16 protein-coding genes are annotated in these 22,819 nt (G+C 62.4%); 10 read left to right on the top strand and 6 right to left on the bottom strand.

What is annotated here, in order from left to right; genetic code table 11:
• Positions 1–383 precede the first annotated feature (383 nt).
• The 3 genes from apbC (at position 384) to BUA94_RS06185 (ending at position 4,097) form a co-directional block, all read left to right on the top strand.
• The gene (gene apbC, locus BUA94_RS06175) at positions 384–1,562 is read left to right on the top strand and encodes an iron-sulfur cluster carrier protein ApbC (protein ID WP_073011080.1); all 1,179 of its coding nucleotides are present in this window, start codon (positions 384–386) and stop codon (positions 1,560–1,562) included.
• Positions 1,563–1,858: 296 nt separating this feature from the next.
• Complete coding sequence (locus tag BUA94_RS06180; RefSeq protein ID WP_073010132.1) at positions 1,859–2,731, top strand: DMT family transporter; 873 nt, start codon at positions 1,859–1,861, stop codon at positions 2,729–2,731.
• Positions 2,732–2,867: 136 nt separating this feature from the next.
• Entirely contained in the window at positions 2,868–4,097 is a 1,230-nt protein-coding gene (locus BUA94_RS06185) for a multidrug effflux MFS transporter (RefSeq protein WP_073010134.1), read from the top strand.
• A 372-nt stretch (positions 4,098–4,469) separates the two neighbouring features.
• Here BUA94_RS06185 and moaA read toward each other — a convergent pair whose 3' ends face one another.
• The gene (moaA, locus tag BUA94_RS06190; RefSeq protein WP_073011083.1) at positions 4,470–5,507 is read right to left on the bottom strand and encodes a GTP 3',8-cyclase MoaA; all 1,038 of its coding nucleotides are present in this window, start codon (positions 5,505–5,507) and stop codon (positions 4,470–4,472) included.
• 260 nt (positions 5,508–5,767) lie between these two features.
• Between moaA and BUA94_RS06195 the strand changes: the two genes are divergently transcribed.
• Together BUA94_RS06195 and BUA94_RS06200 are read left to right on the top strand one after the other, a co-directional pair.
• Positions 5,768–7,201, top strand: a complete 1,434-nt coding sequence (locus tag BUA94_RS06195) for a cryptochrome/photolyase family protein (RefSeq protein ID WP_073010136.1) — start codon at positions 5,768–5,770, stop codon at positions 7,199–7,201.
• Between the two features lie 512 nt (positions 7,202–7,713).
• On the top strand, positions 7,714–8,082 hold the full coding sequence (locus BUA94_RS06200) for a gamma-butyrobetaine hydroxylase family protein (protein WP_073010140.1): 369 nt from the start codon (positions 7,714–7,716) through the stop codon (positions 8,080–8,082).
• Positions 8,083–8,161: 79 nt separating this feature from the next.
• Here BUA94_RS06200 and BUA94_RS06205 read toward each other — a convergent pair whose 3' ends face one another.
• A complete protein-coding gene (locus BUA94_RS06205) occupies positions 8,162–8,788 on the bottom strand; it encodes a pyridoxamine 5'-phosphate oxidase family protein (protein WP_073010142.1) in 627 nt (208 codons plus the stop codon).
• Positions 8,789–8,833: 45 nt separating this feature from the next.
• On the bottom strand, positions 8,834–9,298 hold the full coding sequence (locus BUA94_RS06210; RefSeq protein WP_073010144.1) for a nuclear transport factor 2 family protein: 465 nt from the start codon (positions 9,296–9,298) through the stop codon (positions 8,834–8,836).
• 220 nt (positions 9,299–9,518) lie between these two features.
• Between BUA94_RS06210 and BUA94_RS06215 the strand changes: the two genes are divergently transcribed.
• Positions 9,519–10,097, top strand: coding sequence for a TetR/AcrR family transcriptional regulator (locus BUA94_RS06215; RefSeq protein ID WP_073010147.1), 579 nt, complete (start codon positions 9,519–9,521; stop codon positions 10,095–10,097).
• A gap of 58 nt (positions 10,098–10,155) precedes the next feature.
• Here the strand turns inward: BUA94_RS06215 and BUA94_RS06220 are convergent, their stop codons facing one another.
• A complete protein-coding gene (locus BUA94_RS06220; RefSeq protein ID WP_073010150.1) occupies positions 10,156–10,749 on the bottom strand; it encodes a L,D-transpeptidase in 594 nt (197 codons plus the stop codon).
• 267 nt (positions 10,750–11,016) lie between these two features.
• Here BUA94_RS06220 and BUA94_RS06225 point away from each other — a divergent pair, with 267 nt between their 5' ends.
• Entirely contained in the window at positions 11,017–12,213 is a 1,197-nt protein-coding gene (locus tag BUA94_RS06225) for a lytic murein transglycosylase (protein WP_073010153.1), read from the top strand.
• A 192-nt stretch (positions 12,214–12,405) separates the two neighbouring features.
• Here the strand turns inward: BUA94_RS06225 and BUA94_RS06230 are convergent, their stop codons facing one another.
• The gene (locus BUA94_RS06230; RefSeq protein ID WP_073010156.1) at positions 12,406–13,380 is read right to left on the bottom strand and encodes an aldo/keto reductase; all 975 of its coding nucleotides are present in this window, start codon (positions 13,378–13,380) and stop codon (positions 12,406–12,408) included.
• Positions 13,381–13,541: 161 nt separating this feature from the next.
• On the opposite strand from BUA94_RS06230, the gene parA reads away from it, so the two are divergent.
• From parA to pbpC, 3 genes are all read left to right on the top strand, one after another.
• Entirely contained in the window at positions 13,542–14,180 is a 639-nt protein-coding gene (parA, locus tag BUA94_RS06235) for a ParA family partition ATPase (protein WP_073010159.1), read from the top strand.
• Between the two features lie 150 nt (positions 14,181–14,330).
• Positions 14,331–19,898 carry an alpha-2-macroglobulin family protein gene (locus tag BUA94_RS06240; RefSeq protein WP_073010162.1) on the top strand — a complete coding sequence of 1,856 codons (5,568 nt, stop codon included), beginning with the start codon at positions 14,331–14,333 and terminating at the stop codon, positions 19,896–19,898.
• 14 nt (positions 19,899–19,912) lie between these two features.
• On the top strand, positions 19,913–22,057 hold the full coding sequence (gene pbpC, locus BUA94_RS06245; protein WP_139251023.1) for a penicillin-binding protein 1C: 2,145 nt from the start codon (positions 19,913–19,915) through the stop codon (positions 22,055–22,057).
• Between the two features lie 382 nt (positions 22,058–22,439).
• Here the strand turns inward: pbpC and BUA94_RS23270 are convergent, their stop codons facing one another.
• On the bottom strand, positions 22,440–22,796 hold the full coding sequence (locus BUA94_RS23270) for a hypothetical protein (RefSeq protein ID WP_139251024.1): 357 nt from the start codon (positions 22,794–22,796) through the stop codon (positions 22,440–22,442).
• Positions 22,797–22,819 lie beyond the last annotated feature (23 nt).

Here is a 22,819-nt window from a genome sequence, read left to right on the forward strand (position 1 = left end):
AGAGGCTGGAACCCATTGAACCGACAGCAGGCTGCCTCACCCGGACGTCTGGCGCAAGCGTCCCTTACGGCAGGGGCGGTCAAGAGCGAGAGGCCGGAGTGGAACAGCTCACGGTTGGTGGATCCTCTGCCCCAGCGGTATGAACGCCGTGTGACAGCCGGGCCCTGCCAGGGCGTCTTGCCGCTTCGACTGCGCCCTTCCAGCTGCGATGGGCTGGGGAAAACCGGAAAGGCGGCAGAGGGGGAGGCGAAAGGTCTCTCCCGCTGCGATTGACGCTTGCCGATCCATGACTACGTTAGTCGCCTGAGTTTTGTCCGGCGCCCTGCCGGATCAGCGGATGCGAACCAAGGCGCCGCATGGAAGGCGCAAGGAAGGCGCAAGGTATGAGCGAAACTGTCAAGAAGGCCGTTCTTGAGCGGCTGTCCACGATCAAGGGACCGGACCTGGAAGGAGACATTGTCTCCCTCGGCCTGATCTCCGATGTGTTTGTGTCCGATGGCCGTGTGGCCTTTTCCATCACTGTTCCGGCCGAACGGGCACGTGAGCTTGAGCCGCTGCGTCAGGCTGCGGAAAAGGTCGTGCGCGAGGTTCCGGGCGTCGAGACGGCCATGGTCGCCCTGACTGCAGAACGGGCCGCCGGAAGCGGTGCTGCCCGTGCTCCCGCGCCGGCAGCACCAAGGGCCTCCATCGGAGCGCCTGTCCAAGGGGGGCGGGCGACCGCTCCGGAAAAGCCGGGCCAGAAGCCGGGCGTGCCGGGCGTCAAGCACATCATCGCGGTTGCCTCGGGCAAGGGCGGTGTCGGCAAGTCGACGACAACGGCGAACCTTGCCCTGGCCATGCAGGCCAACGGGCTGAAGGTCGGCGTGCTGGATGCGGACATCTATGGCCCTTCCGTGCCGCGGCTGTTCAAGGTTTCCGGACGGCCGGAGCCTGTTGATCCCGCCAACAGCAGGATCCTGAAGCCGCTCGAAGGCTATGGCGTCAAGGTCATGTCCATCGGTTTCATGGTGGAAGAAGACACGCCGATGATCTGGCGCGGGCCGATGGTGATTTCCGCCCTGACCCAGATGCTGCGGGAAGTCGCCTGGGGCGAGCTGGATGTTCTGGTGGTCGACATGCCCCCGGGAACCGGTGACGCCCAGCTGACCATGGCCCAGCAGGTGCCGCTGGCAGGGGCCGTGATCGTCTCCACCCCGCAGGACCTTGCCCTGATCGATGCCCGCAAGGGTCTCAACATGTTCAAGCGGGTGGATGTGCCTGTCCTCGGCATCGTCGAGAACATGAGCTACTTCATCTGTCCGGACTGCGGCGGACGTCACGACATATTTGGTCATGGCGGCGCGCGTGCGGAAGCGGAAAAGCTCGGCTCGCCGTTCCTGGGCGAAGTGCCGCTCGACATCCGTATCCGCGAGACCTCCGATGCCGGAACGCCGATTGTCGCCAGCGAACCGGAGGGCGTCCACGCAAAGGTCTACCGCGAGATCGCGGCAAAGGTGATGGATGAGGTGCGTCAGAACGAAGAAGGCGGCCAGAGAGCGGCCCCCAAAATCGTCTTCGAGTGATGCCTCAGCGCTGACAGGGCTGGGATTTATATTAAATTCCAACCATTTATCCGGTTCGTTTGAATCAATCCGCAAGGTGGTTGAATCAGATTTTCAACGGACCTGATTTGGTGCTAAACGCACTTGCCGGAACGGGCCGCATGGCGGAGGCTCCGGCAAGTGCCTGCATGATTGGCGAAGGGGATGGACAAGCCTCCCGAACGCCGCTTCAAGCCGGAAACTCGAGAGATTATGAAAAGCCCGGCAGGCAACCCTGACCGGGCCGGTGCCCTGCTGGGAGAGCGACCTTGGATTTGATGGGGAACGGCCGTGCGATCTCGGCCATGCTGGTTGCCAATGCAGCCTTCATCATCAATGACAGCCTGGTGAAGGTGGTCGCCGATGAGCTTCCGCTCGGCCAGATCATCTTCCTGCGCGGGGTCATGACGGCCTTGATCATGGCCGTTGTCTGCCACTTCACCGGCGTGTTCCGGAATTGGCGCGGGCTGGTGCATCCGCTGGTTCTGCTGCGCACCTTCGCGGAAGTGGGCTCCACCGTCCTCTACCTGACAGCCCTGATGCAGATGCCGATCGGCAACATCACGTCGATCCTTCAGGCCCTGCCGCTGGTGGTGACGGCGGCCGCTGCGATTTTTCTCAAGGCTCCGGTGGGCTGGCGGCGCTGGACGGCCATCCTCGTCGGCTTTTGCGGTGTCGTGCTGATCGTGCGGCCGGGCTTGGAGGGCTTCAACGCCTGGTCACTGCTGGCTCTGGCTGCGGTCATGTTCATGGCCCTTCGGGATCTGGCGACCCGGCAGATGCCGGCCACCGTGCCGACCTTCGGCGTGGCGCTTGCCACCAGCATCGGTGTGGCGGCCCTGGGCGGCACCATGTCCCTCACCGAGGGCTGGGCTGCCTTGAACGTTACCTCCCTGGCACTGCTGCTCGGGGCAACGGGCTTTGTCACCGTCGGCTACATCTTCATCATTCTGGCCATGCGCTCCGGCGATATTTCCGTCGTTGCCCCCTTCCGTTATTCATCGGTTCTCTGGGCGCTGGGCCTTGGCTATTTCATCTGGCGCGAGGTGCCGGATCTGATGACGGTCGCCGGCACGATCATCGTCGTGCTGACAGGCATCTATACCTTCCTGCGCGAGCGGCGGTTGTCGCGTCTTCCGGCCAAGGCCTGACAAACCACCGGCAATCGGTCTGGTTGCGCTGCGGCGCAAGTGATGACTTGTAAGGGAAACGAACTGTTTCTAGGGTGAGGGGCTGGCTCTGCCGCCGTTTTCTCAGTCTCATTGTTCGCCGCCTTTAAAGAAGATCATGTTGCAGCCGTCCCCTACCGCTCAGGCAAGTGCGCCCTCCATTCCGGTTCTGGTCGCCATTTCGACCCTTTCGCCCTTGTCCATGAACATTTACCTGCCGTCCCTTTCAGGCATGATGCAGGCCTTCGAGGCGACGGCTGCCGAAGTGCAGCTGACCATGTCCCTGTCCTTCGTGGCCATTGCCCTGTCCCAGATCGTGCTGGGGCCCTTGTCCGACCGCTATGGACGGCGTCCGGTGGTGCTGATCGGCCTGAGTTTCTACGTGCTGGGCAGCGTCCTGTGCCTTCTGGCGCCCACGATTGAAGCGCTGATTGCCGCCCGGATCATTCAGGCCGTCGGCGGCAGCGCGGGCATGGTGCTTGCCCGCGCCATCGTGCGCGACCTCTATGACCGGGATCAGGCAGCCAGCATGATCGGCTATGTCACCATGGGCATGACGGTCGGCCCCACTTTCGGCCCGGCGATCGGTGGCTTTCTGGATGCCAGCTACGGCTGGCGTGGCGGATTCTGGCTCATGCTGATCCTGGGCATTTCCGTGCTGGCGGTCGCCTATCTGACCCTGCATGAGACCAACAAGTTGCGCGGCCAGGCCTCCGGAGGCGTTCAGGGTCTTGTGCGCAATTACAAGTCTCTCGTCAGCGAACCGGTGTTCTGGGCCTTTGCCCTGACGGCTTGCTTCACCTCTTCTGTCTATTTCGCCTATCTCGGCGGAACGCCCTTCATCGCTGCCGGGCAGCTGGGCATGCTGCCTGAGGAAATGGGCTTCTATTTCATGTTCGTGGGCCTTGGCTATTTCGTCGGCAACGGCATATCCGGCCGGGTTGCCTCAAGGGTTGGGCTGGTGCCGATGGTGGTTGCCGGAACGGTGTTCCCAAGCCTTGCCATCGCCTGTCTGGTGATCGGAACCATGGGGATGGGCATCCGTTCCGAACTCATGCTGTTCCTGCCCATGGTTCTGGTCGGTCTCGGCAATGGCCTGTGCCTGCCGAGCGCCCTGTCCGGTGCCGTCAGTGTGCGCCCGGATCTGGCAGGCTCCGCCTCCGGTCTCAGCGGCTCGCTTCAGATCGGGATGGGCGCGGTCAGCAGCACGATTGTCGCCTGGCTCCTGTCCGATGCCATGTATCCGCAGGATACCTGGCCGATGATCGCGGTCATGGCCGTCTATATCCTGCTGACATGGTTCGGAATTCTCGGGATTTTTTCCAGAGAGCGGCAGCCTGAAGCCTGAGGGCTGCTCAGCAGAATTCCCTCAACCCAGCCCTCTCCCTGAGGGAGAGGGGGCAGGCTGTGCCATGAGAATGTGCTGAGTTCCGAAAAGCAGGATACCGTGAGCGTTGGAGTGGTCCCAATCATCCGCGGCAAGCGCCACCTCTCCCCTGGGGAGAGGTCGGACCGAAGGTCCGGGTGTGGGGGATTTGCAGAGAAAGCGGTCCCTCACCCCAGCGCTCTCCCTGACGGAGAGGCTGCGGGCTGTGCCGTGAAGGGCTGCCAAGTGTCTGAAGGCAGGATGCCGTGAGCGTCGGAGTGGTCCCAAACACCCGCGGCAAGCTCCACCTCTCCCCCTGGGGAGAGGTCGGACCGAAGGTCCGGGTGAGGGGGCTTAGCCGCCTGTGACGCTCATGTGGCGGGAGACGGCGGGCTGGCGGGTGCGGCGGTCGATGACGAAGTCGTGGCCCTTGGGCTTGCGGCCGATGGCCTCGTCAATGGCGTCGCTCAAGAGCTCATTGCCTTCGGATGCCCGGAGCGGGGCACGAAGATCCGCCATGTCGTCCTGGCCGAGGCACATGTAGAGCTGGCCCGTGCAGGTGACGCGCACCCGGTTGCAGCTCTCGCAGAAATTATGGGTCATCGGCGTGATGAAGCCGATCCTCCCGCCGGTTTCCTCCACCTTGGAATAGCGGGCCGGGCCGCCGGTCTTGTAGGGGATGTCCGTCAGGGTAAAGCGGTCGGCCAGCCGGCTGCGGACCAGCGACAGGGGCAGATACTGGTCGGTGCGGTCGCCGTCGATCTCGCCAAGCGGCATGGTCTCGATCAGGGTCAGGTCATGGCCGTTGGCATGGCACCATTCCATCATCGGAATGATCTCATGCTCATTGACGCCCTTGAGCGCGACCATGTTGATCTTGATCTGCAGTCCGGCTTCCTTGGCAGCGCGGATGCCGTCCATCACCTTGCCCAGCTCTCCCCAGCGGGTGATCGCCTTGAAGCGCTGCTCGTCCAGCGTATCCAGCGACACATTGATCCGTCGCACGCCCGCATCATAAAGCTCATTGGCGAGGCGGGCGAGCTGGGAGCCGTTGGTGGTGATCGTCAGCTCTTCCAGAAGGCCGCTGTCCAGATGGCGCGACAGGCCACGGATCAGGGTCATGATGTTCTTGCGCACCAGGGGTTCGCCGCCGGTCAGCCGCAGCTTGCGCACGCCCTTCTCGATGAAGGCGGTGCAGAGCCGGTCCAGCTCTTCCAGCGACAGAACCTCGCGCTTGGGCAGGAAGGTCATGTCCTCCGCCATGCAATAGACGCAGCGGAAATCGCAACGGTCTGTCACGGAGACCCTGAGATAGGTCACGGCACGGCCGAAGGGGTCGATCATCAGCGGGGAAGGGCTGGTGGCCGCATTGGCAGGCTCGGCTGGGCGCATTGCTGCGCTCGCGGCCAGGATCGGCTGCCCGGTTTCACCATTGCTCATTGCATGCTCCCTCATACCCGCCGGTTTGGCCCGGCGCGTCATCATGACTGCAATATGTCTCCTAACGTGACCGGCTTCAAGGCGGGCATATGCGTAGAGGGCATCACAAATGTGCGGATTTGCGTCATCTGGCAATCTGTTCACGTGATCCGATCGCGCCATATGCCGTATCACCTATCTGATCTTGCTAGATGATTTGGACCGCTGATCTCATGACCACCCTTGTCTGGTTCCGCCAGGACCTGCGCCTTGCCGACAATCCCGCCCTTTGTGAAGCCGCCGCAAAAGGCAAGGTCCTGCCGCTCTTCATTCTGGAAGACGCAAAGGCCGTGGGGGACACCCATCCGCTGACGGGGGCGAGCCACTGGTGGCTGCATCACTCTCTGGCCGCCTTGAAAAAGGCGTTGCCCGGTCTGGTGCTGCGCAAGGGCGATCCGCGGCTGATCCTGCCTCATCTCGTGGAGGAGATGGGGCTTGAGGCCGTCTATTGGAACCGGTGCTATGAGCCTCATGCCATTGCCCGTGACAGCGACATCAAGGCGGATCTGAAGGCAAAGGGCATCGAGGTGCGCAGCTTCAAGGCGGCGCTGCTGCATGAGCCCTTCGAGCTGAAGACCAAGACCGGTGGCCCCTACAAGGTCTATTCGCCCTTCTGGCGCGCCGCGAAGGAGATCGAGGTTCCCGAGGCCTTGCCGAAGCCGGAAACCATCGAGGTCGTATCCGGTTGCGGCAGCGACGATCTGGAGAGCTTCTCTCTGCTTCCGAAGCGTCCCGATTGGGCAAAGGGCTGGGACGTCCTCTGGTCACCGGGCGAGGAGGGGGCGTCCCGCCGCCTGTCCGGGTTCCTGAAAGATGGCTTGACGGGCTATGGCGAGCTGCGCAACCGGCCGGATCTGCCAAATGTCTCGCGCCTTTCGCCCCATCTCCATTTCGGCGAAATCTCGCCGCGGCAGGTCTGGCACGAGACCCTGCGCCATCTGGAACAGGCTCCGAAGGACGAGGGCGATGGCTGGAAGTTCCTGAGCGAACTGGCCTGGCGGGAATTTTCCTATCATCTGCTCTATCACTTCCCCAAGCTGCCGGAAGAAAACTGGAAGCCAACCTTCGATGCCTATCCCTGGCGGGACAGCGCGGAGGACCTGAAGGCCTGGCAGCTTGGCCAGACCGGCTATCCGATCGTGGATGCCGGCATGCGCGAGCTCTGGCAGACCGGCTGGATGCACAACCGGGTGCGCATGATCGTGGCCAGCTTCCTGATCAAGCATCTGCGCCTTCACTGGCACCATGGCGAGGAGTGGTTCCGCGACACGCTGGTGGATGCGGATCTGGCCAACAACTCGGCCAGCTGGCAATGGGTGGCCGGCAGCGGCGCGGATGCCGCGCCCTATTTCCGGATCTTCAATCCCATGACCCAGGGCGGGAAATTCGATCCGGAAGGAGATTACGTGCGCAAGTGGGTGCCGGAACTGGCAAAGCTCGACACGGCCTATCTCCATGCGCCGTTTGATGCTCCGGAGGCTGCATTGCGCAAGGCGGGGGTCGAGCTTGGCAAGACCTATCCGAAGCCCATCGTCGACCACACCAAGGCCCGCCAGGCTGCTCTCGACGGCTATGAGGCGGTAAAGGAGGCCGGGCAGGACGGGTGATGCACCTTCCATGAGCCGCAGTCACTTGGAGACCTCTCCGCACCCAACCACGTCACCCCGGGCGAGCATGGCGAGACCCGGGGCCCACTTGCTTGTCCGGGAGCGCAAGCGGTCAAGGGACGCTGCAGCAGTTCTGCCGAAACGGCATTCTGAGTCCTTTGGACTGCGAGCCGTTGGTGCTCCAAGACAAGCTCTGCGAACGAGTGGATCCCGGATCTCCGCTCCGCTTCGTCCGGGACGACGGATTGCTGGGTTCGGGACGGGAGAACTAGCGAAATCAGCCTCCTGAAAGAGAAAGTCCCTCTCATCCGTCCTGCCAGGGCTTGACCATGGCATCCACGCAGTGACCTCTCCGGGCAGAATAGCCCAAATGGGAACGGCAGCGGGCTTTGGTTTCAGGGAGGGTATTTTGTTTGGAACAATACCAGTTCGTGCTTGCCGCTCATCCCCGTCTTGATCTTTGAAGTCAGGGGCTTATGGTCACGGGCTCTTGCTGCACCGGAGAATGAGACGTGAGTGACGCGCAAAAGGCATGGCCGGTTGAAATCCGGCTGAAGTCCGACAAGAAGACCCTGACCGTTGGCTTCGACAATGGCGAGACCCACGATTACAGCGCCGAATATCTGCGCGTCTGTTCCCCTTCCGCCGAGGTGCAGGGGCATAATCCCTCCCAGAAGAGGACCATCCCGGGCAAGAGCAACGTGGAGATCATGGGGATCGATCCGGTCGGCAATTACGCCGTGCGCATCCATTTCGACGACATGCATTCCAGCGGCATCTTCACCTGGAACTATTTCCTGGAACTGGCCCATGAGAAGGACAAGCACTGGGGCGGGTATCTCAAGGAGCTCGGCGAGAAGGGCCTGAGCCGGGAGCGCTGAGGCGGGGAGCAGACAAACGCAACCGTTTGTCATCCCGGACGCAGCGAAGCGGAGATCCGGGATCCAGTATTCCGTGCCGTCACTCTCCTGGCGCCAGAAATGACTTCAGCTCGGCGTTTTCCTCTTCCAGCTGGCGGATATGCAGCAGGAGCCGGGAAATCTGGGCTTCAGCGGCCTGGCGGCTGACCTTTTGCGGAATATGCGAGGGGCAGTTCCAGTCATAGGTTTCCACGTCCAGCACCACGAGCCGTTCGGGCAGGGCGCGGTAGCCCTCCGGGATCAATCTGGCTGCCAGATCTTCATTGCCGGTAAGCGGCAGTTCCCGGACCTTTGCCCAGACCTTCATCCTGCGCCGGTTGGCATAATCCATCAGGAACAGGAAGGCCCGGTCGTTCACCGTCAGATTGCCGGATGAGATATATTGCCGGTTGCCCCGGAATTCCGCGTAGCCAAGGGTGTGGCGATCCAGCACCTTCAAAAACCCCTGAGGACCGCCCTTGAACTGGGAATAGGGCCAGCCCGTCTCGGATACGGTCGACAGGTAGAACCCGTCGCGCGCCTCGATGAACTCACGCTCTGCGTCACCCAGCACCGGCTTGCCCGGTACGAAATAAGCGCTGTCCGCATAGAGGCCGCTGACACCCTCTTCTTCCTGGCGGGCCTTCACGGCGGGGGTGAAGGCAATATCGGCGAGACCTTGAGACATGGCTGGTTCCTTTTCAGGTTCCGGTTCTGGTGCTCCGGAGAGCTGTCAGAGACCGAGATCGGTCAGACCCGGATGATCGTCCGGGCGGCGGCCCTGCGGCCAGTGGAACAGGCGGTCACCTTCCTCGATAGGAAGATCATTGATGCTGGCGTAGCGCAACTCCATCAGGCCGTCGGCGTCGAACTGCCAGTTTTCATTGCCGTAGGACCGGTACCACTGGCCCGTCTTGTCCCGCCATTCATAGGCAAACCGCACGGCGATCCTGTTGCCGGTGAAGGCCCAGAGTTCCTTGATCAGGCGGTAGTCCTGTTCCTTTTCCCACTTGGCAGCCAGAAAGGCCTCGATCTCGCTCCGGCCCTTCGGAAACTCAGACCGGTTCCGCCATTGGCTGTCCGGCGAGTAGGCGAGGGCGACCTTGGCCGGATTCCGGCTGTTCCAGCCGTCTTCGGCGGTACGGACTTTCTGGCGGGCAGTTTCCTCGGTGAAGGGCGGCAGGGGCGGGCGGGACATCACAATCTCCTGTATATGAACTGATCTGTTCAGTTTGATTGCTTATAAGTGGACAGATCTCTACAGTTTGTCAATTGGTGAGCCAGAAAGTTTTTTCCGTCTGGAGCTGTCAGGGTCGCTTTGGTTTCGCTCAGAATGCGGATTAACAACAGAAAACCCGCCCTTCTTGCCAAGGGCAGGCCGGCTTGCTAACTGTACAGGTCAGTTCGGAATGGGAAGAATGAGACCAAGCAAACGGGACGAGCTTGTCCGCAAGGCGCTGACGGTGTTCTACCGGGATGGCTTTCATGCCACAGGCATGGACACGCTGGTGCTGGAGACGGGCATTTCAAAGACCACCATGTTCAAGCACTTCCGCACCAAGGAAGAGCTGATCCTGGCGGTCCTGCGTCTGCGCGACGAGAACTTCCGCAATTGGCTGATGCGGCGGATCGCGGACCTGTCTCCGTCACCTGCCGGACAGCTGATCGCAGTCTTTGACGCCTTGGGAGAGTGGTTTGCCGAGCCGGATTTTCGCGGCTGCATGTTCATCAAGGCGGCCGGGGAATATCCGGAAGCCGGACATCCGATCCACGCCCAGTCTGCCGAGCACAAGCGGCTTCTGAAAAAGGATCTTGAGGCGATGGCCAGGGCAGCGGGTGCCACTGATCCCGGTCTGCTGGCCCGTCAGCTTCTGATCCTGAAGGAAGGGGCAATCGTTGCAGCCCACATGGGCTTTGATCCGGATCCGTCACAGGCGGCCAAGTCCGCCGCGCAAGCGCTTCTGGCTCAGGCGCTGGGCGCGGGAGCGGCCGGGTAACCAGGACGTCTGCGCCCCGCCAAAAGCGACGGGGCGCAGGGACTTTGCGGTAAGAAGCTTAGCGCTTCACGATGATCTTCGAGCCGACCTGGACGTGATTGTAGAGGTGGATCACGTCGTCATTGGCAAGGCGGATGCAGCCGGAGGAAACGGCGCTGCCGATGGTCCAGGGCTGGTTGGTGCCGTGGATGCGGTACAGGGTCGAGCCGATATACATGGCGCGGGCGCCCAGCGGATTGTTCGGGCCGCCGACCATGTGAGCCGGAAGGATCCGGCCCTTGGCGCGCTCACGGGCGCGCATCTGCGGCGGAGGTGTCCAGCCCGGCCATTCGGCCTTGCGGGAAATGCGGTTGGATCCGGCCCACTGGAACCCTTCCTTGCCAACGCCGATGCCGTATTTCATCGCCTTGCCGCCGGGCAGCACGTGGTAGAGGCGGCGCTCGGTGGTGTCGACGATGATGGTGCCTGCGGAATAGGGGCCGTCGTAGCGGACAGTCTGCCGCTTGATCGGAGACTTGCCGCCGTATGCCGGGCCGAAATCCACCCACTTCTTCGTATTGGGATCAAAGAACTGGCCACCCGGGTTCGCGCTGGCAGTGGCTGTCAAGGCAGCCAAAGCAAGAATGGCGGCTGCAACTAGACCTTTCCGCATTCTGAAAGTCTCCTGAAGTGATCGATATTACAAGTTGGTCAAAGAATTACTCGGTCCAGCCTAGGGGTGTCGGATTGAGACAATATTAACATTGCGGAAGCTGGTCCCGAAGCTGGAGGTGCTCACGAAATCGTGAGGGCACGGTCAAGAAAGGCAGAAAAACTTCGCAAAACGGTGCGAAAGCCGTGGATGACTTGGTTTTGCCCCAATTGCGGCACTGCCACGTGACAGAATCACCTTTGATTTGAGCAAAATGCGGGGGTGACTATGTTTGGCAGACGGCAAGCCTTGGGAACGGTAACAGCAGCTTTTGCGGCTTTGGCCAGTGCAGAAGCCGTGGAAGCGTCTTCGATCGACCGGTGCGTTGCGGGGTTGAAGGAAGAGGCCATTTCCGCCGGTGTGTCCCAACAGGTGGCTGCCCGCATGCTGGATGGCGCCAAGTTCGATGAGAAGGTCATCCGCTTTTCCTCCTCCCAGCCCGAGTATGAAACCCCGATCTGGGACTACATGGCCTTCCTCGTGGATGAGCAGAGGATCAAGGACGGCAAGGCGCTGCTGAAGAAACACGCCAAGACGCTGGCTTCGGTTGAAAAGCGGTATGGGGTGGACCGGCATGTGGTGCTGGCGGTCTGGGGCATCGAGAGCGACTACGGCCAGTTCCGCGGCGACTTTTATACGCCCCATGCTCTCGCGAACCTTGCCTGTGCGGGCGGCAAGCGCGCCAAGTATTTCAAGGGCGAACTGATCACCACCATGAAGATCGCCTCCGCCGGTCACGTGCCGGTGGAAGGCTTTGTCGGGTCCTGGGCAGGTGCCTTTGGACAGACCCAGTTCATGCCCACGACCTACAACCGTCTTGCGGTCGACTTTGACGGCGACGGGCACCGGGATCTGGTGAACTCCGTGCCGGATGCATTGGCCTCAACGGCGAATTTTCTCAAGGATGCGGGCTGGAGCAACTCCCGCCCCTGGGGCATAGAAGTGAAGGTGCCTGATGGTTATGACGGTCCGGAGGGGCGCACCAAGCGGGCAAACCTGACCACCTGGGCCAAGCGCGGCATGACCCGGATCGATGGCAAGGCACTGAGCGGCGGTCTTGAAACCGGCCTGATCCGCCCGGCTGGCAACAAGGGTCCGGCCTTTCTGGTGACTCGCAACTTCGACGCCCTGCGGTCCTACAATGCCTCCCAGTCCTATGGTCTGGCCATCGCGCTCCTGTCGGAGCTGGTGAAAGGCAGCAAGCCGTTCCAGTCCCCGTGGCCGACCGATGATCCGGGCCTGTCCCGGGCCCAGCGGCTGGAACTGCAGCATCTCCTCAACCGGAACGGCTTCAATGTCGGGGAACCGGACGGCAAGGTTGGTCCAGCAACCCGCAAGGCAATCGAACAGGCCGAGGCCCGCCACGGCCTGCCCGTTACCGGCCGTCCTGCCTACAAGGTCTATATGGCGCTGGGTGGCAAGTAAGCGGTCAACCCTCACCCGGCGCTGCGCGCCGACCTCTCCCAGGCTTGGGAGAGGTGCGAGGAGGAGAGGCGTTGCCAAGTTAAAGGGGCAAAGCGGAGGGAGCTCCGCGATCGAGATTTGGAAATTGGTCTCTCACCATGCCTGAGAAGATCCCCTCTCCCGATGGGAGAGGGCTAGGGTGAGGGGGCGGCGTTAGCCCTTCTGATCTTCCAGCCGGTCGTTGGCCGGCGGCGGGGTGCGGGAGAGGTTGGCGATTTCCTTGCGCAACTCCGCGGTCATTTGGATCTCTGCCGCTTTCAGGGCAGGAGCAAGCTGTTCGGGGTTTCTCGCGCCGATAATGGGGGCGGTGATCGCGTCGTGAGCACCCACCCAGGCGACAGCCAGAGACACCGGGTGAACGCCCATCTCTTCCGCAAACACGGTAAAGCGCTCGGCGACTTCATAGACCCAGTCCTCACCATAGCGGGCGGCATACATGCTGTTGTCTGAAAGCCGTGTGCCCTCCGGTTTCACGCCGGGGCGGAACTTGCCGGACAGAAGGCCGCCGCCGACGGGACTATAGGAAATGACGCCAAGACCCTCGGATTTCGCAAGCGGCAGGATTTCCGCTTCGGCCTGGCGCTTGACCAGATTGTACATGGGCTGAAGCACGTCGAACCGGCTCCAGCCGCGCCGCTCGCTGATGCCCAGGGCCTTGGCCACCTGCCAGGCGGCATAGTTGCTGGCGCCGAGATAAAGAACCTTGCCCGCCCGCACCACATCTTCAAGTCCGCGCAGGGTTTCCTCCAGCGGCAGGGTGTCGTCGAACCGGTGCACGAAATAAACGTCCAGCCGGTCGGTGTTCATCCGCTTCAAGCTGGCCTCGACGGCACGGGCCACGTGGCGGCGGTTGGTGCCTCCGGAATTGGCATCGCTCCCCATCTTGCCATGCACTTTTGACGTGATGACCAGCTCGTCCCGTTCATGGGCGATCAGCTTGCCGAGAATGGTTTCGGCCGCGCCTGAGGAATAGACATCGGCACAATCGAAGAAGTTGATGCCAGCATCGCGGCAGGCGCCATAGAGGCGTCCGGACGTTGCCTCATCCGCATCCCCGCCAAAGGACATGGTGCCGAAGCAAAGCTGCGACACCTGGACGCCGGTCTGTCCCAAAGGCTTGAGTCTCATGAATTCCTCCCAGAACTTGAATTGCCAGTCTGGGCACAGCAGACCGGATCTGGAGAGGGCCGTCCAGTGCAGAAAAGGGCTTGTCTGTTCTGCCGCTGCGTGACCTGTTGTCAGCGGCGATATTGCGGCGCAATATGGGAGCCGGAAACAGGAGACACCGGATGTCGGGAAGAATACTCACGGTTGCGCAGCAAAAGGGCGGCTCCGGCAAGACGACGCTCACGGCGCATATTGCAGTCGGCCTTGCCCGCCAGACCGGAAACCCTGTCGCCATTCTTGATGTCGATCCGCAGGGCTCGCTCGGAACCTGGTTCGAGGCCCGCGAGCAGATGCTTGGCGAAGATGAGACCGGTCTCGTCTTCCGCACGGCCTCCGGCTGGGGTGCCCGGCGCGAGGCCCGGTCTCTGGCGAGGGATCACGCCTATGTGATCATCGACACGCCGCCGAAAACCGATGTGGATGCCAAGCCTGCCATCGATGCGGCGGATCTTGTCGTGGTGCCGATCCAGCCGACGCCGGTGGATCTGTGGGCGACCAGCCAGACCATCCAGCTGGCGGCCAGGGAAGACACTCCGGCCATTCTGGTGCTGAACCGGGTGCCGCCACGCGCAGCGTTAACTGTCGAAATGGCGCAGGCCATGGGCGAATCTGGTTACGAGGCCCTGGCTTCGCGCCTCGGCAACCGGACGGCCTATGCCGCCTCCATGGGCAGCGGGCGCACGGTTCTGGAAACTGATGCTTCAGGAAAAGCTGCGGCCGAGGTCAGTGCCATGATTGCAGAGCTCGTCGGAAAACTCTGATTTCCGCGCTTCGGCGGCCAGCGAAAAAAGACTCGTTCAAGTGGTGAATTGAAATGGTTTTCCGCAACGCGGGAACTTTTGACCTTGAGCCGGGCGGCGTTCTCGTGTTCCGTTCCCCTGAAGTTTTTTTATTCAGTCTGGGAGGGCGTCATGTTTTTACGCGCCACGAACCTTTTGAGCCATTTTTCGAAAGCAGATCAGCCACATCGCAAGACGTCCGCGCGTTGGCGGAGTGTTCTTGCCCTCGCGGCAGTTTCGGCCGCCCTTTTGGGCGCAGATGCCCTTTCAACTGCCAGTGCCCAGCAGTCGGGCAAGGACCGGCGCATCGTCACGATCGATGATGCCGATTTCTTCGGATCCGACTATCGCACGGTCAAGAATGTGGATCTGGACGGCTGCAAGCTGGCCTGCCTTGGCGACAATCAGTGCCGGGCCTTCACCTTCAACACCTCCGCTGGCTGGTGTTTCCTGAAATCGGACTACGGCCAGCTCCAGAGCTTTGGCGGCGCGATTGCCGGCCGTGTGGTGGAAGTGGCCCAGAGCCGCCCGAGCCAGGAAGCAGACCGCAAGGCGGAACTGACCTTCCTGAACAAGCCGCAGTTTGAGGCTGCCACCACCTACGCCAGGAAAGTGGAGAAGAATGGGGACCCGGGCGGCCGCACCGTTGAGCAATTGCGCGATGAGGCCGCGCAGGCTCTGTCGAGCCGCAGTTTCTCGACCGCTGAATCCCGCCTGATGTCCCTGCTTTCCCTTGCTCCCTCCGATCTGGAGGCCTGGCAAGGCATGGTCGTTGCCCTTGTGCAGCAGAACCCGGATGACTGGAACGAGCGCGTGCGCCTGCGCCGCGACGCCATCTCCGCTTCGATCAACGCTTATCTGCGCTCGATCGAACCCAATGAGCGCGCCCGGTCTCTTGATCTGCTCGGAACAGCCCTGTCGAACGAAAGTCTCTGGAAGGTCGCCATCAAGTCCTGGCGGGCGTCTCTGGCCCTGAACGACAGCACCGCTGTCCGCAGCCGCTATGAGGATGCGGTCAACAAATACGGCTTCCGTATTGTCGATCACCAGGTGGATTCCGATGCCGCCGCGCCCCGGATCTGCATCATCCTGTCCGATACCCTGCCCAAGGGCGAGGACATGTCTCCCTATGTCTCCGTCACCGGCAAGGGCTCGGTTTCCGTCGAGACCGGCGATGCCCAGGTCTGCGTCGATGGCGTCCAGCATGGGGAACGCTACCAGGTGACCGTCCGTTCGGGTCTTCCCGCGGCCGATGGTGAGGTTCTGGAAAAGTCGTCCGACCTGACCGTTTATGTCCGCGACCGGTCTCCGGCCGTGCATTTCCTTGGCCGGGCCTATGTGCTGCCCTCCGGCGGCGAGCCGACCATTCCGGTCGTCTCCGTCAACACTTCGAAGGTGAAGGCGGAAGTCTTCCGCATTGGCGACCGGTCCCTGGCCAGCGCCATCCGGGATGACCGCTTCCTGAACCAGATCTCGAATTATGGCAGCGAACAGATCACCGATGAGCAGGGGGAGAAGGTCTGGACCGGCACGGTCGAGACGGAAAACCGCCTCAATGACGACGTGACCACGGCCATTCCGTTCAAGGACCTGGGCATCGAGATGAAGCCCGGCGTCTATCTCATGACTGCCCGCTCCGAACTCGACAAGGATGAATGGGGCCTGATGGCGACCCAGTGGTTCATCGTGTCCGATCTGGGGCTGACCTCGCTCAGCGCGCCTGACGGGGTGGCCGTCAACGTCCGGTCGCTCAACACGGCCAAGGCCCTGGAAGGCGTGACCGTCCGTCTGGTCGCCATCAACAACGAGATTCTGGGCGAAGCGAAAAGCGACAGCGATGGTCTGGCCCGCTTTGCGGCCGGTCTCACCCGTGGCCGGGGCGGAATGGCGCCCGGTCTCGTGATCGCGGAGACGGCGGAAGGGGACTATTCCTTCCTAGATCTGCGCAAGCCCGCCTTCGATCTGTCCGACCGAGGCGTTGAAGGCCGTCCGGCTCCAGGTCCGCTTGATGTCTTCACCTGGACCGACCGTGGTATCTACAAGGGCGGCGAGACCGTTCACGCCCAGGCCATGATCCGCACGGCCAAGGCCGTGTCGCAGGAAGGACTGCCGCTGACCTTCAAGATCATCCGCCCGGATGGGGTCGAGCACTCCCGTCAGGTGGTGCAGGATCAGGGCCTTGGCGGCTATGTTCTCGATGTGCCGCTGGCTTCCGGAACCCAGCAGGGCGTCTGGTCCTGGGAGGTCTATGCAGATCCCAAGGGCGCGTCCCTGTCGCAGGCGACGTTCCTCGTTGAGGACTACCAGCCGGAGCGCGTGGATTTCGCCCTGGAAACCGAAGCAAAGGTCTTCGACCGTCAGGCGCCGACGCCGATATCGCTTGAGGCCCGGTTCCTCTATGGCTCCCCGGCCAGCGGCCAGAGCCTTGAAGGGGATGTGATCGTGACCCCGGTGCGCAGCCTTGCGGCCCGCCCTGGCTATGTGTTCGGTCTTGCCGACAGCGAAACCTACCCGTCCCGCGACAGCCTGCCGGGCGGTCTCACGACCGATGACGAAGGCAAGCTGAGCTTCAACGTCACCTTGCCGGAATTGCAGGAAACCACGGCGCTCTACAAGGGCCAGCTGGTTGCCCGTCTGGTCGAGGCCGGCGGCCGTTACGTCGAGCGCCGGCTGGATCTGCCGGTGACGGCTGATGGCCCGCGCGTCGGCATCCGTCCGCTGTTTGAAAGCGGAGTGGATGAAGGCGGACAGGCTGAATTCCAGGTGATCCTGGTAGACGCGGAAGGCAAGACGATTGCCGCCGATGGCCTCGCCTGGTCCCTGTCCAAGATCAACCGCCGTTATCAGTGGTACCGCAGTGACGGGTCCTGGTCTTACGAGCCCATTACCTCCGTCTCCCGCGTTGCCAATGGCAAGCTGGATCTGGGGGCTGGTGAGCCGGCCCGCCTGGCGCTGCCTGTCGAATGGGGCCGCTACCGTCTGGAAATCCAGGCCCGGGGCGATATGCCGACGGCGACCAGCGTCGAGTTTTCGGCCGGCTGGTACAGCGCGGACGCAACTTCCGAGACCCCGGACTATCTCGACGTCGGTCTCGACAAGAAGACTTACCGGGCCGGTGAAACAGCTGTTCTGCGGCTTGTTTCCCAGGAAGGCGGCATTGCGCTCGTCAACGTGGTCTCGGGCGGTCTGATCAGCTCGCGCACAGTGACGGTCGATGCAGGCACGGCGGAAGTTTCCCTGCCGGTCACCGACGACTGGGGGGCAGGGGCCTATGTCACGGCCAGCCTTTACCGCCCGATGGATCTGGCGGAAAGACGGATGCCCAGCCGCTCTGTCGGCCTGACCTGGCTTCAGGTGGAGCCGGGCGACCGGGATCTGGATGTTCAGCTCGACACGCCGGATCATATCCTGCCGTCGACCACGCTGGACGTGCCGCTGCGCATTGCCAATCTGAAGGCGGGCGAGGAAGCCTATGTCACGCTTGCGGCTGTCGATGTGGGTATCCTGAACCTCACCGGCTTCGAGCCTCCGGCACCGGAAGACTGGTATTTCGGCCAGCGCCGTCTGGGCGCAGAGATGCGGGATCTTTACGGCCAGCTCATCGACCGGACCGTCGGAACGCTCGGCAAGGTCCGCTCGGGCGGGGATGGCGGTGCCATGCGCCTGAATGCTCCGCCGCCGGAAGAAGAGCCGCTTGCGCTGTTCTCCGGCCTGATCAAGGTGGATGATGAAGGCAAGGCGACGGTCAGCTTCGACATCCCGGCTTTCAACGGCAAGGTGCGGATCATGGCTGTGGCCTGGTCGGCCAAGGGCGTCGGCCACGGTGTGGCGGATGTGGAAGTGCGGGCGCCGGTGGTCATGACCTCCAGCCTCCCGGCTTTCCTTGCGCCTAGCGACACCTCCCGTATGCAGCTTGAGATCGACAATGTGGACGGGGCCGCCGGATCCTATGACCTGACCCTGTCGGTGGAAGGACAGGCAGAGCTCGGGGAAGGGGCTGCCGAGGTCCGTCAGCTTGAGCTTGAGCCTGGCAAGAAAGCCCGTGTTCTGGTTCCGCTGGCTGCGGGCACGGAAACCGGCATGGCCACGGTCTATGCCGCATTGACGGCACCCGATGGCTCCGAGACGGTCAAGCGCATGTCGCTGCCGATCAAGGACACCCAGCCGGAACTGACGCGCCGCTCGCTCTTCTCGCTCAATGCGGGCAACAGCGTGACCCTGGACCGCGACCTTTATGAGGGCCTGCGTCCGGGCTCGGTGAAGGTAACTGTCACGGCGGGCGGGGCTGCCCGTATTGATGTGGCGGGTCTTCTGGATGCGCTGGACCGGTATCCCTATGGCTGCACGGAACAGACCACCAGCCGGGCCTTGCCGCTGCTTTATCTCAATGAAGTGGCAAGTGCGGCTGGCCTTGGGTCCGATCCGGAAATCCGGGAACGGGTGACAAAGGCCATCGCCCGGGTTCTGGCCAACCAGTCTTCCAACGGCTCTTTCGGCCTCTGGAACAGCTATGGCAATGACGACCCATGGCTGGATGCCTATGTGGCGGACTTCCTGACCCGGGCCAAGGAAAAGGGCTATTCCGTTCCGGATCTGGCCTTTACCCAGGCGCTCGACAATCTGGAAAACCAGCTGTCCTATGCGTCCGACTTCCAGAATGGCGGTGAAGCGATTGCTTACGGGCTCTATGTCCTGTCCCGCAATGGCCGCGCCTCCATGGGGGACCTGCGCTATTATCTGGATGCCAAGCTTGCCCAGTTCGCAACGCCGCTTGCCAAGGCCCAGCTGGCCGCAAGCCTGTCGCTCTATGGGGAGCAGGCGCGTGCCAAGACCGGCTTTGACGCGGCGATCCAGGCTCTGGACATGATGCCGTCGCGCAACTACCGGGAAGACTACGGCACGCCGCTGCGCGACAGTGCCGGCGTCCTGACCTATGTGGCGGGATCAACTGCCGCTCTGGAAGCCGAACAGAAAGAGGCAAGCCAGATCGTCCAGCAGGAGCAGGAAGCGTCCAAGAGCTATTCCACACAGGATATGGCCTGGCTGCTGATGGCGGCTCAGGAGCTGAATGCCAAGGCGCAGGCGACGAGCCTTTCGGTCAATGGCACCATGTCGGATGGCCGGCTGGTCTGGTCCTTCGATGCGGCCAGCCTGGAAAATGACGGTGCGGTGATCCAGAATCAGGGCTCTTCGGCCTCGGATCTTCTGGTCAGCGTCGCCGGTCAGCCGGTGACGCCGGAACCCGCAGGCGGCAACGACTATACCATCGAGCGTCAGCTCTATGATCTCGACGGCAATCCGGTCGACCCGGATGCGGTTCCGGTCAACACGCGCATTGCCGTGGTGATCACCGTCCGGGCTCTGAGCGAAGTGCCGGGACGTCTGATGGTGGTCGACCGGATTCCGGCAGGCCTTGCCATCGACAACCCGCGGCTGGTGCGGTCGGGCAGCATTGCGGCTCTGGACTGGCTGACCTCTGTGGATCAGCCCGAACATGCCCAGTTCCGGAACGACAGCTTTGAAGTGGCCATCAATGAATCGCGCATGGATGGGTCGGAGCACAGCTTCGTCTATCTGGCCCGTGCGGTGACGCCCGGCACCTATGCCCATCCGCCGGCAACGGTTGAGGACATGTACCGCCCCGAGCGCCACGCGATTGGTGAAACCAGCCAGTTCACGGTTCTCGGACCGGTCCGCTAAGAGCTGTCACCCAGATGAAAGACAAGGCGCGGGACGGGAGACGGGCAAGCTGGCGGCGGCGCATGCGCTATGCCGCCGGCGGGACTGCTCTCTGTCTCGCGCTGGCCATCGGGGCGGGCGCGAAGATCGCCTATGATGTCTCGAGCCTGCCGCCCTTGGCGGGTGCCGCAGGCATTACCCTGTCGCCGGTCGTTCTCGACCGGAATGACAGGCTGCTCAGATCCTTTACGAGCAAGGATGACAAGTGGCGGCTGCCGGTCGAGCTCGCCGACGTCGATCCACTCTATATCCGGATGCTGCTGGCCTATGAGGATGGCCGCTTCCATGAGCACCACGGCGTGGATCCTCTGGCCGTTCTGCGCGCAAGCGGTCAGATGCTCACCTCCGGCCGGATCGTATCCGGTGGCTCGACCCTGACCATGCAGGTTGCCCGCCTGCTCCGGGAAGGCTCCACACGCTCCCTCCAGGCCAAATATGATCAGGCCATCACGGCGCTGAAGCTGGAGGAAACCTATTCCAAGGAAGAGATCCTTCATCTCTATCTTCTCAGGGCTCCTTTCGGGGGCAATCTGGAAGGTGTCCGCGCCGCCAGTCTCGTCTGGTTCGGCAAGGAGCCGTCGCGCCTGACACCGGCAGAGGCCGCCTTGCTTGTCGCCTTGCCCCAATCGCCTGAGGCCCGCCGGCCGGACCGGTTTGCGGACAATGCTCGCGCTGCCCGTGACCGGGTGCTGGCCCGGGCTGCCGGAGCTCTTGTCATCAGTGCCGAGGAAGCAGAGGCTGCGAAGAAAGACAGTGTTCCGGCTGCACGGCGGGACATGCCCTTCCTGGCAGCCCACGCCGCCCGGCAGGCCGTGACCAGTAATCCGGAGGCGACGGTCCATCGTCTGACGCTTGAGCGGGACCTTCAATCAAATCTCGAAGCGCTGGTGCGGCGCTATGTGCAGAGCCTCGGGCCGCGCATCTCTGCCGCCGTTCTGGTGGCCGACCATGCCACGGGCGAGATTCTCGCCTCCGTCGGTTCGCCCGGTCTTCTGGATGAGGCGCGTCTTGGCCATGTAGACATGACCGAGGCGCTGCGGTCTCCGGGCTCGACGCTCAAGCCCTTTATCTATGGCCTGGCCTTTGAAGAGGGCATTGCCCACCCGGAAAGCTTCGTTGATGACCGGCCGATCGACATTGCCGGCTACCGTCCGACCAACTTCGACATGGGCTATCAGGGGCGGGTCACGGTTCGTGAAGCGCTGCAGATGTCGCTGAACACGCCGGCCATCCAGTTGCTCGAAGCTGTCGGTCCTTCCAAGCTGATGGCGCGAATGAAGCGGGCAGGGGTGTCGCCGGCAATGTCCGGGGACAAGGCTCCGGGCCTCGCCATTGGTCTCGGCGGACTGGGGCTCAGCCTCAAGGATCTGGTGACGCTCTATTCGGCGTTGGCGGAAGGGGGGCGGATCCGCCCCTTGAGCCTCTATCGCGATTCTCATGGTCTGCCCGTGCGCCCGGACAGGGGCGGGCAAGATCCGCTGCTGCCGCTGCTTGACCCGATTGCCGCATGGCATGTGGGCGACATTCTGACCGGCCTGCCCCAGCCCTGGGCGGCCGGAGCTGCCAAGATCGCCTACAAGACCGGCACATCCTATGGCTATAGAGACGCCTGGGCCGTGGGATTCGACGGGCGGCATGTCATTGCGGTGTGGACAGGGCGGGCGGATGGGACCCCGGTTCCGGGGCAGACTGGTGCCTTGAGTGCGTCTCCGCTTCTGTTCGAAGCCTTTCAGAGACTGAAGGGCGAAAGGCAGCCCTTGAAAGAGCGCCCAGCGGGAGTGCTTGCCATGACCACGGGCGAGTTGCCGATCCCGCTTCGCCATGCCCGCGTTGCTCAGCCGGAGAGCACTGCCCAGTCCCGTCCGCTCAAGATCACCTATCCGCCGGATGGCGCATTGGTGGATCTCGGGCTTGCCCAAGGCCCTCAGGAGCAGCATGCCCTGACCGTGAAGCTGGAAGGCGGGCGGCGTCCCTATACCTGGTTCGTCAACGGCGCGCCGGTCGAAACGGCATTGTTCCGCAAGGAGCTGGTCTGGACACCGGACGGGGCAGGATTCGCGAGTGTCTCGGTGCTGGATGCGGACGGTCAGGCGTCCAGGATCGATATCTCCCTGAAATAGGGGTTTCGATTCAGAGGTTGATACCAAACCTCTCAAACCGTCTTCCCGGACGCAGCGAAGCAGAGATCCGGGACCCACTCATTTGCAGAGTTTCAGCACAGACACACTCAGCTGAACTTTTACACCGAAGTGCAATTCTCAGCGTCGGGCGATATCCTGTAGCTCTCTCGCGAAAAGCTAGGCGAGCAGGCCCCGGGTCTCGCATTGCTCGCCCGGGGTGACAAGCGGATGGGTTTGCAAGGGGAGCTGGCCAAGTCAGCCTTTCCGCATGAGAAGTCCCATCCGTCTTCGTCCTGCCATGGCTTGACCATGGCATCCATGCCGTAACCTCACCCCACAGAAAAGCTGTGCCTTCAGGAGGCGGAACGGCATGGATGCCGGATCAAGCCCGGATCGACGGCGAGAGGAAAGGCCGGTTTCTCTTTTCAACACTCTTGAGAACAGAGTTGATAAAAATCGAGATGTTGATTCCTTCCGCCGCCAGTCTCGCGAATCCTTTCTGCGCCAAAGGCATGGAAGAGACGCGCCCGGGGTGATTCCGATCCGGTATTTCTTTCCGTTTGAGAATGAGGCCGGCCAAGGCCGGGATCAGAAAACCTTCCTGCCAACTGGCGCAAGGCAGAGGCTGGAAACTCGAATCGAGACCGGAATCGGGCGGAAATCTGCCCAAAGCACCGCCGGGTCCGGTTGGCTGAAACGGTTTGGGAGTCTCGTCTGTTGGAGCGAAAATCCCCGCCAAGTCCCTCAATTCCTAACGAATTC

This window comes from Roseibium suaedae (genome assembly GCF_900142725.1).
Taxonomy (GTDB): domain Bacteria; phylum Pseudomonadota; class Alphaproteobacteria; order Rhizobiales; family Stappiaceae; genus Roseibium; species Roseibium suaedae.